Annotated in this window: 14 protein-coding genes and 1 tRNA gene; 3 read left to right on the top strand and 12 right to left on the bottom strand. The window is 64.3% G+C overall.

Annotation, left to right across the window (positions count from 1 at the left end):
* Positions 1–148 precede the first annotated feature (148 nt).
* From FJ946_RS27285 to rsfS, 4 genes are all read right to left on the bottom strand, one after another.
* Complete coding sequence (locus tag FJ946_RS27285; RefSeq protein ID WP_181165202.1) at positions 149–1480, bottom strand: S41 family peptidase; 1332 nt, start codon at positions 1478–1480, stop codon at positions 149–151.
* A gap of 1 nt (position 1481) precedes the next feature.
* Complete coding sequence (locus FJ946_RS27280; RefSeq protein ID WP_140493036.1) at positions 1482–2846, bottom strand: murein hydrolase activator EnvC; 1365 nt, start codon at positions 2844–2846, stop codon at positions 1482–1484.
* A gap of 167 nt (positions 2847–3013) precedes the next feature.
* Complete coding sequence (rlmH, locus tag FJ946_RS27275; RefSeq protein ID WP_140517517.1) at positions 3014–3496, bottom strand: 23S rRNA (pseudouridine(1915)-N(3))-methyltransferase RlmH; 483 nt, start codon at positions 3494–3496, stop codon at positions 3014–3016.
* A gap of 84 nt (positions 3497–3580) precedes the next feature.
* On the bottom strand, positions 3581–3958 hold the full coding sequence (gene rsfS, locus FJ946_RS27270) for a ribosome silencing factor (protein ID WP_135902362.1): 378 nt from the start codon (positions 3956–3958) through the stop codon (positions 3581–3583).
* Between the two features lie 242 nt (positions 3959–4200).
* Here rsfS and FJ946_RS27265 point away from each other — a divergent pair, with 242 nt between their 5' ends.
* Positions 4201–5052 (top strand): mechanosensitive ion channel domain-containing protein, encoded by an 852-nt coding sequence (locus tag FJ946_RS27265; RefSeq protein WP_140493030.1) that lies wholly within the window; start codon positions 4201–4203, stop codon positions 5050–5052.
* On the opposite strand, the gene FJ946_RS27260 is transcribed toward FJ946_RS27265, so the two are convergent.
* From FJ946_RS27260 to obgE, 5 genes are all read right to left on the bottom strand, one after another.
* Positions 5053–6351 (bottom strand): MFS transporter, encoded by a 1299-nt coding sequence (locus FJ946_RS27260; RefSeq protein ID WP_140493027.1) that lies wholly within the window; start codon positions 6349–6351, stop codon positions 5053–5055. It abuts the gene before it with no gap.
* Positions 6352–6452: 101 nt separating this feature from the next.
* Complete coding sequence (locus tag FJ946_RS27255; RefSeq protein ID WP_140493506.1) at positions 6453–7040, bottom strand: nicotinate-nucleotide adenylyltransferase; 588 nt, start codon at positions 7038–7040, stop codon at positions 6453–6455.
* A gap of 248 nt (positions 7041–7288) precedes the next feature.
* The gene (locus tag FJ946_RS27245) at positions 7289–8575 is read right to left on the bottom strand and encodes a glutamate-5-semialdehyde dehydrogenase (protein ID WP_140560768.1); all 1287 of its coding nucleotides are present in this window, start codon (positions 8573–8575) and stop codon (positions 7289–7291) included.
* A gap of 3 nt (positions 8576–8578) precedes the next feature.
* Complete coding sequence (gene proB / locus FJ946_RS27240; protein ID WP_140566918.1) at positions 8579–9718, bottom strand: glutamate 5-kinase; 1140 nt, start codon at positions 9716–9718, stop codon at positions 8579–8581.
* Between the two features lie 7 nt (positions 9719–9725).
* Positions 9726–10757 (bottom strand): GTPase ObgE, encoded by a 1032-nt coding sequence (gene obgE, locus FJ946_RS27235; protein WP_140566777.1) that lies wholly within the window; start codon positions 10755–10757, stop codon positions 9726–9728.
* Positions 10758–10885: 128 nt separating this feature from the next.
* On the opposite strand from obgE, the gene FJ946_RS27230 reads away from it, so the two are divergent.
* Positions 10886–11755: an endonuclease/exonuclease/phosphatase family protein gene (locus FJ946_RS27230; RefSeq protein WP_140517513.1), complete on the top strand. Its 870-nt coding sequence runs from the start codon at positions 10886–10888 to the stop codon at positions 11753–11755.
* Positions 11756–11949: 194 nt separating this feature from the next.
* Here the strand turns inward: FJ946_RS27230 and FJ946_RS27225 are convergent, their stop codons facing one another.
* From FJ946_RS27225 to FJ946_RS27215, 3 genes are all read right to left on the bottom strand, one after another.
* Positions 11950–12537 carry a GNAT family protein gene (locus tag FJ946_RS27225; protein WP_181167602.1) on the bottom strand — a complete coding sequence of 196 codons (588 nt, stop codon included), beginning with the start codon at positions 12535–12537 and terminating at the stop codon, positions 11950–11952.
* Positions 12538–12674: 137 nt separating this feature from the next.
* Positions 12675–12944 carry a 50S ribosomal protein L27 gene (gene rpmA / locus FJ946_RS27220; RefSeq protein WP_140493012.1) on the bottom strand — a complete coding sequence of 90 codons (270 nt, stop codon included), beginning with the start codon at positions 12942–12944 and terminating at the stop codon, positions 12675–12677.
* A gap of 100 nt (positions 12945–13044) precedes the next feature.
* Positions 13045–13701: a 50S ribosomal protein L21 gene (locus FJ946_RS27215; RefSeq protein ID WP_140566774.1), complete on the bottom strand. Its 657-nt coding sequence runs from the start codon at positions 13699–13701 to the stop codon at positions 13045–13047.
* Positions 13702–14275: 574 nt separating this feature from the next.
* Between FJ946_RS27215 and FJ946_RS27210 the strand changes: the two genes are divergently transcribed.
* Positions 14276–14365: transfer RNA gene (locus FJ946_RS27210), tRNA-Ser, on the top strand.
* The last annotated feature ends 926 nt before the right edge of the window (positions 14366–15291 follow it).

The raw sequence follows: 15291 nt of genomic DNA, 5'->3' as shown, positions 1-15291 counted from the left end.
ATGCGCGAATTCTTCATGCCGGCGCACCCCTGGCGCCCTGTATCGAGGGATTCGCGTTACCCCCGAATCAAACTGCCGGAACCTTTCGGTCCCGGCAGCATCGCATTGCTTCCATCGGGCGGCCAGACCCGTTGTTGGCCGCCACCTGTTACTGGTTGAGGACAGCCTTCTGCGGATTGGGCGGGAAGGACGGATCGGTCTTCTGGCCGCGCAGAAGCTGCTCGGCATAGATGAGCTGGAGGTCGTTCTTCGGATCCGGCGGCACATAGGCTGCCGAGCCCGAACCGGTCGAGCTCTCGTCGGCACCCTTGATGTGGCCCTTGAGGTCGGATTCGCCGCGCGTCAGGTCCCTGCCCTGCAGTTCCGGCGGCAGCGGCTGGTCGACCTTGATGTCGGGCGTGATGCCCTTGCCCTGGATCGACTTGCCGGACGGCGTGTAATAGAGCGCCGTCGTCAGCCTGAGCGCGCCGTTCTCGCCAAGCGGGATGATGGTCTGCACCGAACCCTTGCCGAAGGACTGCGTTCCGACCACCGTGGCGCGGCGTAGGTCCTGCAGCGCGCCAGCGACGATTTCGGACGCGCTCGCCGATCCGCCATTGACCAGCACGATCAGCGGCTTGCCGCCGATATCGTCGACCTGCTTGGACTTGGCGTCGAAGCGGGTAACGTCCTTGGGATCGCGGCCGCGCGTCGAAACGATCTCGCCACGGTTGAGGAAGGCGTCCGATACGCTTACCGCCTGATCGAGCAGACCGCCGGGATTGAGGCGCAGATCGAGCACATAGCCCTTGAGCTTGTCGTTCGGCACCTGCTTCTTGATGGTGTCGATGGCATTCTCGAGGTCGTCATAGGTCTTTTCGGTGAAGGAGGTGATCTTCATGTAGCCGATGTCGTTCTCGACCCGGAACTTGACCGCCTTGACCTTGATGATGTCGCGCACCACCGTCAGCTCGATCGGCTTGTCGGCGCCCTGGCGCAGGATGGTGAGCTTGATCGGCGTGTTGACCAGGCCGCGCATCTTGTCGACCGCGTCGTTCAGGGTCAGGCCGCGAACCTCCTCGCCATCGATCTTGGCGATGTAATCGCCTGCCAGCACGCCCGCCTTGGCGGCCGGCGTATCGTCGATCGGCGTGATCACCTTGACCAGATCGTTCTCCATGGTGACCTCGATGCCGAGGCCGCCGAACTCACCCTTGGTCTGCACGCGCATGTCCTGCGCCTGCTCGGCGTTCATGTACGAGGAGTGCGGGTCGAGCGAGGCAAGCATGCCGTTGATGGCGTTCTCGACCAGCGATTTGTCGTCGGGCGGCGTCACATACTGCGCCCGCACGCGCTCGAAGATATCGCCGAAGATCGCCAGTTGCTTGTAGGTCTCCGACCCCGCAGCGTTCGCTGCCGAGCCGGGCGCGCCATAGACCAGGCTCATGGCGGACGCGCCCATCAGCGCACCGGCAAACAGAAGCGACAGTTTCCGCATCATTTCACGTCCTTCCAGAAAAACGGTCCGCCCACCATGGGGTCGGATCGACGGGTTTTCCATCCTTGCGGAACTCGACATAGAGCTCCGGCGTGGCATTTCCATTCTTCGAAGCCGAGGTGCTTGCCACCCGGGCCTCTCCCATCGCACCGACCGGCTCTCCTGCGAGCACTGATTGGCCGGTTGCGACGCTGATTCTGCTCATCCCCGCCAAGACGACATGATAACCGTCGCCGGCATTCAGGATCAAGAGTTGACCGTAGGAGCGAAACGGCCCCGCATAAAGCACATTCCCATCCGCCGGTGCGGTGACGATGGCGCCCGATTGTGTCGCAACCATGTCCCCAAGCATCACCGCGCCGTTACCGTCTTCGGCGCCGAACCGGCGTTTAATGCGGCCGATGACCGGCAGCGCGATCTGTCCTTGCAGCGCCGAGAAGGGTGCCGCAGCGGCAAGCCGGTTGGCCTCGGGAACCGGCAGCGACGCCGTCATATCGCCGCCCGCCTTGTCGCCGCCCGCCTTGTCGCCGCCGGCTTGGCCGGCCTCCGCGGCCTTTGCGGCATCCGCGGCCTTGCGGTTGCGTTCGGCCTGGGCTTCGAGCGAGGCGATCAATTCCTTCAGGCTGCTGGCCTTGGCCGCGAGCGCCTCGGAATGCTGTCGCTCGGCCGACAACTGCGCCTGCGTGTCGGCTTCGAGCTTCTGCTTGGCTTCCAGCAGCATGCCGAGCCGCTTCTTCTCCGCCGTCTGCTCGCCGACTGCCGCCGTCAGCCGTGCCCGCTCGGCCTCGATCGAGGCCGTCACTCGTGTCTGCTCCTTGAGGTCGGCCAGGAGCCTGTCGGTCTGCTGGCGCAATTCAGGCACCACGGCGCCAAGCAAGATGGCGCTGCGCACCGACGACAGCGCGTCCTCCGGCTTGACCAGGATCGCCGGCGGCGGGTTCAGCCCCATGCGCTGCAATGCGCCCAGCACCTCCGCCAGCACGTCGCGCCGCGCCATCAGCGAGGCGCGGATCTTCTGCTGCTGGGTCTTCAGCCCCTCCAGCTTGGCGCCGATGTCCTCGATGTCCTGCCCAAGCTTTTGCTCGGTCATTGCCGACTGGATCAGCGCGGCGGTGATCGAGGCGTGGTCCTTCTTGACCGCGGCGATGTCGGCGGCCAGCTTGGCCAGCCGCTCGGACGACAGGCTTATCTCCTTGGAGATCTGTTCGTATTCGGCGCGGCTCTGGTCCGGATCGGGGGCCATGTCGAGCGTGTTCTCGGCCCATGCGGCATTGAGCGAAAGGATGACCACCGCCGCCGCGATGCCGCAGCGCGCGCGCCAGGAGCCCGCTGTCGATGAGCCCGTCGTCGATTTCCAGCCTTCAGCCATGCGGGATGGACTCTATCTGCGGCTTCGTTAACGAACCATCAACCATATTAATGCGCATCGCCCAAAACTGTGCAGCGGTTTCGCACACCGGTGAGCAAAATAGGGAAAGCCGGCCCGAAGCCGTGATCTTGCGCGGCATTGGGGCGGAATTCGGTGCGATGCGACCTTCAGGTTCTGTGATAGGGGTGGCCGGACAGGATCGTCGAGACCCTGTAGAGCTGCTCTGCCAGCATCACCCGCACCAATTGGTGCGGCCATGTCAGCGCACCGAAAGACATCACCAGCTCGGCCTGGGCGCGCAACGACGGATCGTGGCCATCGGCGCCGCCTATGGCCAGCGCCAGCGCCTTGCGGCCAGCGTCGCGCAATTGGCCGATGCGGCCGGCGAAATCTTCCGAGGACAGGTTCTTGCCGCGCTCGTCGAGCAGGATCAGCGCCGAGCCGGGCTGCAACTGCGCCTGCAGCCTTGCGCCTTCATCGCGCCGGCGTTCATCGGCGTTCTGGGCGCGGCCTTCGGCGATCTCGGCGATGCCGGAGAATTCGAGGCCGACAGCCGGGCCGCTCTTGGAGAAACGCTCGAAATAGCGGTCGGCGAGTTCTCTCTCGGGGCCGCTTTTCATCCGGCCCACGGCATGAACGGTAATCTTCATCCTCGCCTCAGAGGGCCGCCGATGCGTGTCGCCCGAAAATCGTCAATGGGCCAGGAACCACGGCACGCATCCAAACCAACCGGCTCAGTGCAAGGTCTCTTCCTCGAGGTCCGGCGCCTGCCACATCTTTTCGAGATTGTAGAATTCGCGGACTTCGGGGCGGAAGACATGGACGATAATGTCGCCTGAATCGATCAGGACCCAGTCGGCGCCGGACAGCCCCTCGACACGCGCCGTGCCGAGGCCGGCATCCTTCAACGCCTTGAGGAGATGATCGGCAACAGCCGAGACATGACGGTGCGATCGACCCGACGCGACGACCATGTAGTCGCCGAGGCTCGATTTTCCCTGAATGTCGATTGAGACGATGTTTTCGGCCTTGGAGTCTTCCAGACTGGCAAGGACTGTCTTGATGGCGCGGGACACGGCGTCGTTTACGCTGATCCCGGCCGGCGAAGGCACGATGTCGGCCTTCTTCCGCAGTGCTGTTCTCAGTGTATTTCCTTTCGCAGCAAGAACAACCAAATCACCCCTGAAAGCGGGTGACACCGCTTAGATAGGCAGAGTTCCGTTGCAGTTTCAAGACGGAGCCCCGCTTCCATGCGAACTCATTGAGGCTCCGCTTGTTCCGCGCGACACGCAAAAGATCGGAACCCAGGCGTTCCGCAGGGGTTATCGGCTGATTGATCAACCGGAATCCCATTATGCCGATCGACCCGCAAAATGCCCTCCTGACCGTGCAGGCGGGGCTCTCTCAGCTCAGCGCGCTCATTGTCTCCTATTCCCTTTCGGCGGTCGGCGCCGTCATCCTTCTGGTTGTCGGCTACATCGTCGCCGGCTTTGCCGAGCGTTCGATTTTTGCCGGCCTGGGCCACATCCATGGCTTTGACCAGACGCTGCGGCACTTCTTTTCCAAGATCGTCCGCTATGCCATCCTCGTCCTGGTCGTCATCATGGTGCTCGGCCAGTTCGGCGTGCAGACGGCCTCGATCATCGCCGCGATCGGCGCCATCGGCCTGGCCATCGGCCTGGCGCTGCAAGGCACGCTGCAGAACATTGCCGCCGGGATCATGCTTTTGGCATTGCGGCCGTTCCGCATCGGCGAATCCGTCGAAGTCGGGTCCATTGCCGGCTCGATCGAGGAAATCGGCCTTTTCGCCACCAAGCTCCGGAGCGCCGAAGGCGTCTACATCCTGGCGCCCAACTCGACGCTGTGGAACCAGCCGGTGCGCAATTTTTCGCGCAACGGCGTGCGGCGCGGCGACATCACCCTCTCGATCGGCTCCTGGAACGACATCGACCGCGCCCAGAAGACGCTGCTTGCGATCGCCGCCGTCGAGCGCCGCGTCAAGCGTGAGCCGGCGCCGACCGCCTTTGTCGCGGCATTGGGCGAAAGCACCGTCTCGATCACCTTGCGTTACTGGACATCATCGGTGGATTTCTTCGCCGCCCAGGCCGACCTCACCAAGCGGGCCAAGCAGGAATTCGACCGCGAACGCATATCGATCCCGCTGCCGCCACCGCAGGCCCCGGCGCCGGAAACCCGCCGGCAATAGTCAATCGCCCCTGTGCCGGTGCTGTTCGTCCGGCGCGAAGGCGAGTTCCACCGGCAATGGCGCTTGCGCCGTCATCGGCGCGAAGCTGCCGGTTTCGGTTGCCGGCACCGGCCGCGCGGTGAACACGCGCAAAAGCACGAACAGGCAGAAGACGCAGGCGATGACCACTGTTACATAGATGAAGGCCTGCGTGCCGAAGACGGCTGACAGCGCGGTCACGATGCCCGGCACGATGAAGCCGGACAGCGACCAGGCAAACAACAAGGAACTCGACAGCGCCACCATGTCGTCCTTGCCGGCGCGGTCGGCGGCGTGGGCACTGGCCAACGAGTAGATCGATTCCGAGGCGCCGTCCCACATCACATAGATCACCAGCAGCACCGCCAGCGTACCGCCGTCGAAGCCGAGCGCAAACATCCCTGCCGCCGCGGCGATCGCGGATGCCGCGACCAGCACATAGCGGCGATCGGTGCGATCGGAAATCCAGCCGAGCGGAACCTGCAGGATCAGCGTGCCGAGCGGCATCACCGAAAGCAGCAGCGCCACGTCGGCCTGGCTGTACCCCTTCGCGGTGGCGTGGATCGGCGCGAAGCCGGAAATCGACATGGACAGGCCACCGACCGCCAGCATGCCGGCGACGCCGACCGGCGAAATCCGCCAGGCCCGGCGCAGCGCCACCGACGCCGCCTGCGGCGCCGGCGGCTGGGCCAGCCGGGTCATCCCGACGGGCAGGATGGATAGCGCGGTGAAGGCTATGCCGATCAGCGATGCATCCGCCGTCCTGATGTCGACCAGCGCCAGTGTCGCATAGCCGATGCCGAGCCCGCCGACATAGGCGACGTAGAAGACCGCCATTACCCTGCCGCGTATGGCGTTGGCCACGGCATCGTTGAGCCAGCTCTGCGCGACGATGAAAAGCCCGCATATGGCAAAGCCGTAGAGCGCGCGCGCCGCGATCCACAACAGGGGGTGCGGCCCGGCGCCGATTGCGGCATTCGACAGCGCGATCAGCGCCGACAGCACCATGAAGGCGCGGGCATGGCCAACCCTGCGCACCAGCGGTCCGGTCAGGATGCAGCCGGCGAGACCACCCGCCGACAGACCGGTGACGATCAGACCGGCCCAGGTCGGATCGAAGCCTTCCACGCCGAGCCGGACGGGGATGTAGGCGAACATCAGCCCGTTGCCGATGGCGATCAGCGCCATCGACACCACGACGCTGGCAATCGCGATCAGCGGCGTGGGCGTGTCGCCGTGCCTCGGTTCCGTTTCGGTTTGGTTTTTCACGAGAGTGGTCATATCAGCGCAAGATCATCCATTCGATGACGAAAGGCCGCCGCAAAAGCGACATTGCCGGACTTGCCTTCCTCCTTGCGAAGAAAGGGCGCTGTGCGTACCGATCAGCCCTTCGCCTGCTCGCGGATAGCCGTCGACGACAGCGACGAGCGCGGGCCGTGGATGAAGGTCCACGCGGGCGCCTTCATGCGGGCGAGCCTTGGCGCATCGCCTTCGTCGATGCGGGCATAGTCGAAGGTCTTGGCCACGACCGACGACAGGAACGACAGCGTCGCGCCCGGACGATCGATGACCGCGATCGGGAAGGTCATGACGATTTCGCGCCAGCGCTGCCAGCGGTGGAAATCGCGCAAGCTGTCGGCGCCCATGATCCAGACGAAGTCGACGCCGGGATTGCGCGCCTTGACCAGCGCCAGCGCGTCGGCGGTGTAGCGCACATGATGCGCCGCTTCGAAGGCGGTGACCTTGATCTTCGGGTTCTTGGCGATCTTCTCGGACAGGCGCAGCCGTTCGGCCAGCGGCGCCAACTCGTGCGTGTTCTTCAGCGGATTGCCCGGGGTGACCATCCACCACAACTGATCGAGCGCCAGCCGCCTGAGCGCGATCTCGGCGACCAGCGCGTGGCCGGCATGCGGCGGATTGAACGAGCCGCCGAACAGGCCGACGGCAAGGCCTTTGCCGGCATGCGGCATTTTGAGGTAGCTGGACGGGATAGGTTGCTCAAGCAGGGAAAGCATTCGCTAGGCACCCCCCTCTGTCCTGCCGGACATCTCCCCCGCAAGGGGGGAGATTAGCAGCTTCGGTGAAGGCACAAATCTTGCAGCATTGAAGATCGGCGAAACCAAAAATGTCAGCCGATCTCCCCCCTTGCGGGGGAGATGTCCGGCAGGACAGAGGGGGGTGGCTGGGCGCAAGCTTCAGGCCCTTTGGACGAAAAGCGTCAAGGCCTCACCTGTCCCGAGCCGCGCACGCGGTATTTGAACGAGGTCAGTTGCTCGACGCCAACGGGCCCGCGCGCGTGCATCTTGCCGGTGGCGATGCCGATCTCGGCGCCCATGCCGAACTCGCCGCCATCGGCGAACTGCGTTGAGGCGTTGTGCAGCAGGATCGCCGAGTCGATCTCGTTGAAGAACCGTTCCACCGCCTGCGCGTCCTCGGCGACGATCGCCTCGGTGTGATGGGAGGAGAAAGTCTCGATATGCTCGATTGCGCCAGCGACACCGTCGACCAGCTTCACCGCGATGACGGCGTCGAGATATTCGGTGACCCAGTCGGCATCGGTCGCCGGCTTGGCGTCGAAGAACAGCTTCAGCACCTCGGCATCGGCATGGATCTCGCAGCCGGCGGCGCGCAAGGCGTCGAGGATCGGCACCAGGTGGGTGGAGGCAACCGCACGGTCGACCAGCAGCGTTTCGGCAGCGCCGCAGACGCCGGTGCGCCGCATCTTGGCGTTGACGGCGATGCCGACCGCCATGTCGAGCTTGGCCGAGCGGTCGACATAGAGATGGCAGATGCCTTCGAGATGCGCGAAGACCGGCACCCGGGCCTCGGTCTGCACCCGCTCGACCAGGCTCTTGCCGCCGCGCGGGATGATGACGTCGAGATTGCCGCCGAGGCCTTTCAGCATTTCGCCGACGGCGGCGCGGTCGGCGGTCGGCACAAGCTGGATGGCGTCCTGCGGCAGGCCGGCTGCCTTCAAGCCGTCGACCAGGCAAGCGTGGATCACCGACGACGAGTTCAGCGAATCCGAGCCGCCGCGCAGGATCACCGGGTTGCCGGCCTTGAGGCAGAGCGCGCCGGCATCCGCCGTGACGTTCGGCCGGCTCTCGTAGATGACGCCGATGACGCCGAGCGGCGTGCGCACGCGTTCGATCCTGAGGCCGTTCGGCCGCTCCCAACTGGCGATCACGTCACCGACCGGATCGCCGAGTTCGGCAATTTCGCGAATGCCTTCGGCCATGGCGCGGATGCGGGCGGGATTGAGTTTCAGCCGGTCCATGGAGGACGCCGAGAGGCCGGCTTCATGCCCGTTCGCGATGTCGTTGGCGTTGGCGTCGAGTATGGCTCGCTCGCGGGCGATGATCGCCTGCGCCATGGCGGCAAGTGCCGCGTTCTTGGCGGCTGTCGTGGCGATGGCCAGCGGTCGTGCGGCGGCGCGGGCACGGCGGCCGAGGTCGGCCATGGTCGCCACTGTATCGTTCCGGGATTTTTCATGCAGCTTCAGCATGGCTCATCCTCCGCTCGTTACTTGGTCGCCCGCGAGGCTGACCACAAGGTCGTCGCGGTGGATCATCGCCGAACGCGCCTCGTAGCCGAGCACGGTCTCGATTTCGGTTGTCTTCAGGCCTGCGATCCTTACGGCATCCGCGGCATCATAGGCAACCAGCCCGCGGGCGATCTCGCGACCCTCGGGCGACAGGATCGCCACCGTATCGCCGCGCGAGAAATTGCCGCTGACCAGCTTCACACCGGCCGGCAGCAGCGACTTGCCCGATGTCAGCGCCCCGACGGCGCCGGCATCGACGGTGAGCCTTCCCGCCGGTTCGAGCTGGCCGGCGATCCAGCTCTTGTAGCCTTTCACCGGGTTGGCGCTCGGCCGGAAGAAGGTGGCGCGCTCGCCGCGCTCGATCGCCATCAGCGGCGAAAGCCGCGTGCCAGAGGTAATGATCATGGCGGTGCCGGCCGCGGTGGCGATCTTGCCGGCGTCGAGCTTCGTGCGCATGCCGCCGCGCGACAGTTCGGAAGCCGCGGCACCCGCCATCGCTTCGATCTCAGGCGTGATGCGATCGACCACCGCGACGAATTTGGCCTCCGGGTCACGCGCCGGCGGCGCGGTGTAGAGACCGTCTATATCCGAGAGCAGCACCAAAAGGTCGGCGCCCATCATCGTCGCCACCCGCGCGGCCAGCCGGTCATTGTCGCCATAGCGGATCTCGGAGGTCGCCACGGTGTCGTTCTCGTTGATGACCGGCACCGCCTTCATCTTCAAGAGCGTCGAGATCGTCGCCCGGGCGTTGAGGTAGCGGCGGCGCTCCTCGGTGTCGCCAAGCGTGAGCAGGATCTGGCCCGATTTCAACCCGCCCTTGCCGAGCGCATCCGACCAGGCGCCGGCCAGCGCGATCTGGCCGACGGCTGCGGCCGCCTGGCTCTCCTCGAGCTTCAGCGCCCTTTTTCCCAGGTCAAGAATGGTACGGCCAAGCGCGATGGCGCCCGACGAGACGACCAGGATTTCCGCGCCGCCTTGAGCCAGCACGGCGATGTCGTCGGCCAGCGAGGCCAGCCAGTCGCGCTTCAGCCCGGCCGTGCGGTCGACCAGAAGCGCCGAGCCGATCTTGACGGTGATGCGCCGGTATTTCTTCAGCGACTGCACGGTCATGCTATTTTTCCCAGCGCGTGTCGACCGGCGCCGCGATCGCGTCGCGCGCTTCGGCCACCACCGCCATCAGCGCGCGCAGCACCGCTTCGACCCCTTCGCCGGTGACCGCCGACAGAAGCATCGGCGCACGGCCGGCGGCGCGCTTCAGCGAGGCGATCTTTTTCTTGCGCTCATCCGCATCGAGCGTATCGACCTGTGAAAGGGCCAATATCTCGGCCTTGTCGGTCAGGCCGTGGCCATAGGCTTCGAGTTCGGCGCGCACGGTCTTGTAGGCCTTGCCGGGGTTCTCCTCCTGCGCCGACACCAGGTGCAGCAGCACGCGCGTGCGCTCGACATGGCCAAGGAAGCGATCGCCGATGCCGACGCCCTCATGCGCGCCTTCGATGAGGCCGGGAATGTCGGCGATGACGAATTCGCGCGCATCGATGCGTGCCACCCCCAGGCCGGGATGCAGCGTGGTGAAGGGATAGTCGGCGATCTTCGGCTTGGCGGCGGTGACGGAGGCGAGAAAGGTCGATTTGCCGGCATTGGGCAGCCCGACCAGCCCGGCATCGGCGATCAGCTTCAGCCTGAGCCAGATGTTGAGCTCCTCGCCGGGCTGACCCGGATTGGCGCGGCGCGGCGCCTGGTTGGTCGAGGTCTTGAAGTGCTGGTTGCCGAAGCCGCCATTGCCGCCCTTGGCTAGCAGGAAGCGCTGGCCGACCACGGTGAGGTCGCAGATCAGCGTCTCGTTGTCCTCTTCGAACACCTGCGTTCCAGCCGGCACTTTCAGCGTGACGTCGGCGCCCTTGGCGCCGGTCATGTTGCGGCCCATGCCATGGGTGCCGGTCTTGGCCTTGAAATGCTGCTGGTAGCGGTAGTCGATCAGCGTGTTCAGCCCGTCGACCGCTTCCAGCCAGACGTCGCCGCCGCGGCCGCCATCGCCGCCGTCCGGTCCGCCGAACTCGATGAATTTCTCGCGCCGGAACGACACGGAACCCGCGCCCCCGTCGCCGGAGCGGACATAGACCTTGGCTTGATCGAGAAATTTCATCGGACAGCAGTTTCTTTATTGGCCTTGCGGCATTGCTCTAAACCTTGCGCCTTGCTCTAAACCAAGGCGCGGCGAAGGGCGAGGCCGTTTTATGACAATGGCCGCGCGGGGTTGGCCGGAGATGACGGATGAAGCTTGTAACCTACAACATCCAGTACGGCATCGGCCTTGACGGGCAGTACGATGTCGCGCGCATCGCCGATGCCGTGCGCGGCGCCGACGTCATCGCGCTGCAGGAAGTCACCCGCAACAATCCCAGGAACGGCGGACGCGACATGGTCGCCGAGATCGGCGAAGCGCTGCCCGACTATTTCGCCGTCTACGGCAGCAATTTCGAGGCCAATATCGGCTCGCGCATCGAGAACGGCCGCGCCATCACCACCACCTTCCAGCTCGGCAACATGGTGTTGTCGAAGACGCCCATTCATCTGTCGCGCAACCTGCTCCTGCCGCGCAGCCGCAGCTTCGAGATGATGAACTTCCAGCGCGGCGCGCTGGAGGCGCTGATCGAGACGCCGCTTGGTTTCATCCGCTTCTATTCCATCCATCTCGATCACCGCAGCCCGGTCGAGCGCGCCAGCCAGATCCAGTTCCTGCGCCGGCGCCTGTTGAACTATGCGCTCGAAGGCGGCGCGTTGTCCGGCGTCGCCGAGATCGGCCTGCCGGAATTGCCGCATCCCGAGGCTTTCGTCGGCATGGGCGACTTCAACATGCTGGCCGGATCGCCCGAATATGTCGAACTCGCCGGCCGGCCGGACCACGAATTCGGCATGCCGCTGACCGCCGACTTCGCCGTCGATGCCGCCCTGCGCCTCAATGTCGCCGGCGACGATCTCGTCAGCTGGGTCGACCCCAAGGACCCCGGCAATACCGACCGCCACAAGCGTATCGACTATATCTTCACCAGCGCCTCGCTTGCCCGGTCGCTGAAGCGCCTGTGGGTCGACCGAAAGGCTGTTGGCTCGGACCATCTGCCGGTATGGGCCGAACTGGGCTGAGCCCAAATCGATGCACGTTTCTTTCCGAACCTTTGACCAGAGGCCCAGCGCCGATGTGTGCTGAGATTCAGGTCAGGCCGAGCCGAAAACGTTGGTTTTCGAGAACCGGAGCGGAGCGTACTTAAGGTACGCGAGCACCGGAAGCGCAGAAAATCAGCGTTTGCAGGCCGGCCTCACCTGAATATCGGCACACATCAAAAATGTACCCAGTTGCGCAGGCTGGTCCATGTCTTCCGGTCGAGGCGGTAACGCTCGACGGGCACCTGGCCGGCGACGATCGAGTTCAGCATGCCCTGGCCCGCATACTGGAAGCCGCATTTGTGGATCACCCGGCGCGAGGCCGGATTGATGACCCGCGTCGAGGCATGAAGCACCTGGATGTTTGTCCGCTGGAACGCGAGATCGACCAGGGCGTGCGACGCCTCGGTGGCGAAGCCGCGCTTCCAATAGGGCTCACCGATCCAGTAGCCGAGCTCCAGTCCGCGGTCGGTGGTATTCAATCCGGCGCAGCCAACGAAAGTTTCGGTGCCCGCCAGCGTCAGCGCATAGGCGATACCGGCGCGGCGCGACTTGGCCATGGCCAGGAAAGCGCGTGCCTCGGCCTCGCCATAGGGATGCGGCATGCGCGCCAGCATCTCGGCGACATGACGGTTGTCGGCGAGCTCGACCAGTTGCGCGATGTCGCTTTCGCGCGGAGCCCGCATCACCAGCCGCTCGGTGACCAGCACCGGGCAATCGATCGCATAACTTTCGTCTTCTGAGTCTTCCGCTTCGGCAACCATGTCAAAGTCCTCCAGGCACAAGAAAAAAGGGAGATGGAAACCCATCTCCCCTGATCCTTTTCCTGGCTTTGCCAAACCTTCTGGCTTCCAGACACCGGTTCCCGAGATGGGCTGCCGGTGTTGTGGCGCGGAACCGGCTACTCCGCTGCTTTGGTAATCGGGTTGACCGATACGTAGGTTCGGCCGTTGGCTTTTTTGTTGAACGTCACGGCGCCGGCTTCGAGCGCGAAAAGCGTATGGTCGGTACCCATGCCGACATTGACGCCGGGATGCCAGGTGGTGCCGCGTTGACGAATGATGATGTTGCCCGGGATGACGGCTTCGCCGCCGAACTTCTTCACGCCCAGACGCTTGGAATGCGAGTCGCGACCGTTGCGCGACGAGCCGCCAGCTTTCTTGTGTGCCATCTAACTAACTCCGATGCGCCCAGGGGCGCTTGAATGGTCTTATGAACGCGTTCGCGTTCCGTTTCAAGTCCGATCCGGCGACGTTTCGCGCCGGTTCGCCTTACTTCTTCGCCAGTTCCTTGGCCTGCTCGCGCCAGTCCTTGATCTGGTCGGCGCTGAACGGCATGTTCTCGTCGATCTTGGCCACATCCTTCTCGGTCAGCTTGGCGAGCTGCGCGAAGGTGATGATGCCCTGTTCGTTGAGATCCTTGGCGGCGACCGGGCCGATGCCCTTGATCACGGTCAGATCGTCCGGCTCGCCCTTCGGCGCCTTGAACAGCGGCGCTGCCGCGGTCTCGGCCTTTGCCTCTTCCTTCGGGGCGTCCTTCTTGGCCTTGGCTTCCTTCGGCGCCGCGTCGGCGGCTACCTCGGCCTTGGCAGCGGCCTTCTTGGCCGGCTTGGCGCCACCCAGCAGGATCTCGGAGATCCTGACCGTGGTCAGCAACTGGCGATGGCCGATCTTGCGGCGCGAATTCTGGCGGCGGCGCTTCTTGAAGGCGATGACCGTGCGGTTCTTGCCCTGCTCGACGACCTCGGCGGTGACAACCGCGCCGTCGACGAACGGTGCGCCGAACGTGACATTCTCGCCCTCGCCATGCGCGAGCACGTGGCCGATCTCGACGATATCGCCGACATTGGCTTCGACTTTTTCGATCTTCAGGAGATCGTTGGCGGCGACGCGATACTGCTTGCCGCCCGTTTTGATGACTGCGAACATTTTTTGCCTTTCGCTGTTCGGTCGGCCTCGATGAACCGCCTGTGGCGGTTCGGCCGTCTTTTTGTCAGTCTGCGGGTTCAAAAAACAAGCGGCGCGGAAGAACCCTCCACGCCGATTGCGCGCTGTCCCTAACCGAAGGTTTGTTGCGAGTCAAGGCAAACGGCCAGATTCTCAGGGCAACGAATCCGGGCTAACGGGTTCCTTCGGAGCTTTCGTCGGCGCGCTGTTGATGGAGCCTTGAACGGAAAAACCCGCCTGTGCGGCGGGTCCCTGGCGCAACTCAGCACCATAACCAGATCTCTACCATAGTTGCCTTCACCCCGTCAAGAAAAAATTCCTATCAGGAGGTCGCCGGCACCGCCGGACCGGCGTCCTCAGGCCTCGTTAACCCGAGTTCGAAATCTTGGCCGGATTGCTGGCCGGCGAAGTGGCTGGCATCGTCTACCGCGGTCGGGACCGCGTCGCTCCGGGCCAGCCTCTGACGCAAGCTGACTTTCCGGCGGATTTGGCCTTGTAACCTGCCCGTTCAGCCGTTATCTAGTGCGCCGCGCCGGCAACGGCCGACCATGACCGCGGAGAGGTGGCAGAGTGGTCGAATGCACCGCACTCGAAATGCGGCATGGGTGCAAGCCCATCGGGGGTTCGAATCCCTCCCTCTCCGCCAGTCCGAATTGATTTCCTTACCTTATTTGGCTTTTCCCGCCCAGCCATAAACGTTTGCTAAAGCGAAGCAGCCGCACCGGGGGAGTGCGTGCAGCCCTGAGCTCCTGCGGCGCTGTAATTGTCTGGCATCGGGATTGCCGTGTAATCATCTGACGATGAGCTTCGCCAGCGAGCCCGGTGCCGAAACCCACGGGTCATCGAGGCACGAAATAGCGGGCGCGGCCACCAGCTGCGTCCTCTCTCGCCAGTCCGGTCGCAACCAGCGTTTCCAAAACCTGGGCCACACGTCCGCTGCGCTTGCTGGTGTTCCTGCCATCGAACGATAAGGAAACATCATCCAAATGCGCCGGCGCCGGGAGCTTGGCGAACAGGTCACGCACGAGCCTAATTTGTTCCAACCGTCGGACGGCCATTTGGCCAGTCCGAAATCTCGATAACGGTTGCGTCCGCCTCGATTTGTTCTTCCCTCGCGCCGGGCCGACCAGCTAAAGCCGGGATCAAGTCCTCCCACCCATAGGCTGCAAGCACAGCCAGGACTGATTGAACGATTTCGGACCTGGTCGACACGAAAAGCGCCGTCCAAGCGGCGATGCAGGTCTATAGGGCGGGCACGGCGACGGCCGTTGCGCACTGCGCACTGACTGCCCCCATTTCGACGGTCTCGCCGCGTCTGGTAGGCTCGGCGGCTTACGGTACTGGCAAGCTCGCCAAGCAGTTGACAGGCTGACGCCGACACAGCGTCGCCTACTCAGTCGTCTGCTCGTCCAGGCGGGCCGCGTGACAGCGCCAGTCAGCGACGAGCAACGGAGGCAGCGCGGGTACTGATCGAAGCAACCCCGCTGTTAGGGCAGCGTAGCTGGGGCGTAGCAGCTCACAAAAGGCGCTTTTCCAGTGCCTGATATCATTGCGCAATGATAGGCTTTCCTC

Source organism: Mesorhizobium sp. B2-4-7 (assembly GCF_006442685.1).
Taxonomy (GTDB): Bacteria; Pseudomonadota; Alphaproteobacteria; order Rhizobiales; family Rhizobiaceae; genus Mesorhizobium.
The sequence above is the reverse complement of the archived record's forward strand: the minus strand, read 5'-3'. Positions and strand labels throughout refer to the sequence as shown.

Excerpts from the sequence above, each read along its gene's own strand:
- FJ946_RS27285 (WP_181165202.1), bottom strand. The coding sequence starts at position 1,480 with ATGATGCGGAAACTGTCGCTTCTGTTTGCCGGTGCGCTGATGGGCGCG.
- FJ946_RS27280 (WP_140493036.1), bottom strand. The coding sequence starts at position 2,846 with ATGGCTGAAGGCTGGAAATCGACGACGGGCTCATCGACAGCGGGCTCC.
- rlmH (WP_140517517.1), bottom strand. The coding sequence starts at position 3,496 with ATGAAGATTACCGTTCATGCCGTGGGCCGGATGAAAAGCGGCCCCGAG.
- FJ946_RS27265 (WP_140493030.1), top strand. The coding sequence starts at position 4,201 with ATGCCGATCGACCCGCAAAATGCCCTCCTGACCGTGCAGGCGGGGCTC.
- FJ946_RS27260 (WP_140493027.1), bottom strand. The coding sequence starts at position 6,351 with ATGACCACTCTCGTGAAAAACCAAACCGAAACGGAACCGAGGCACGGC.
- FJ946_RS27255 (WP_140493506.1), bottom strand. The coding sequence starts at position 7,040 with ATGCCGCATGCCGGCAAAGGCCTTGCCGTCGGCCTGTTCGGCGGCTCG.
- FJ946_RS27245 (WP_140560768.1), bottom strand. The coding sequence starts at position 8,575 with ATGCTGAAGCTGCATGAAAAATCCCGGAACGATACAGTGGCGACCATG.
- obgE (WP_140566777.1), bottom strand. The coding sequence starts at position 10,757 with ATGAAATTTCTCGATCAAGCCAAGGTCTATGTCCGCTCCGGCGACGGG.
- FJ946_RS27230 (WP_140517513.1), top strand. The coding sequence starts at position 10,886 with ATGAAGCTTGTAACCTACAACATCCAGTACGGCATCGGCCTTGACGGG.
- FJ946_RS27225 (WP_181167602.1), bottom strand. The coding sequence starts at position 12,537 with ATGGTTGCCGAAGCGGAAGACTCAGAAGACGAAAGTTATGCGATCGAT.
- rpmA (WP_140493012.1), bottom strand. The coding sequence starts at position 12,944 with ATGGCACACAAGAAAGCTGGCGGCTCGTCGCGCAACGGTCGCGACTCG.
- FJ946_RS27215 (WP_140566774.1), bottom strand. The coding sequence starts at position 13,701 with ATGTTCGCAGTCATCAAAACGGGCGGCAAGCAGTATCGCGTCGCCGCC.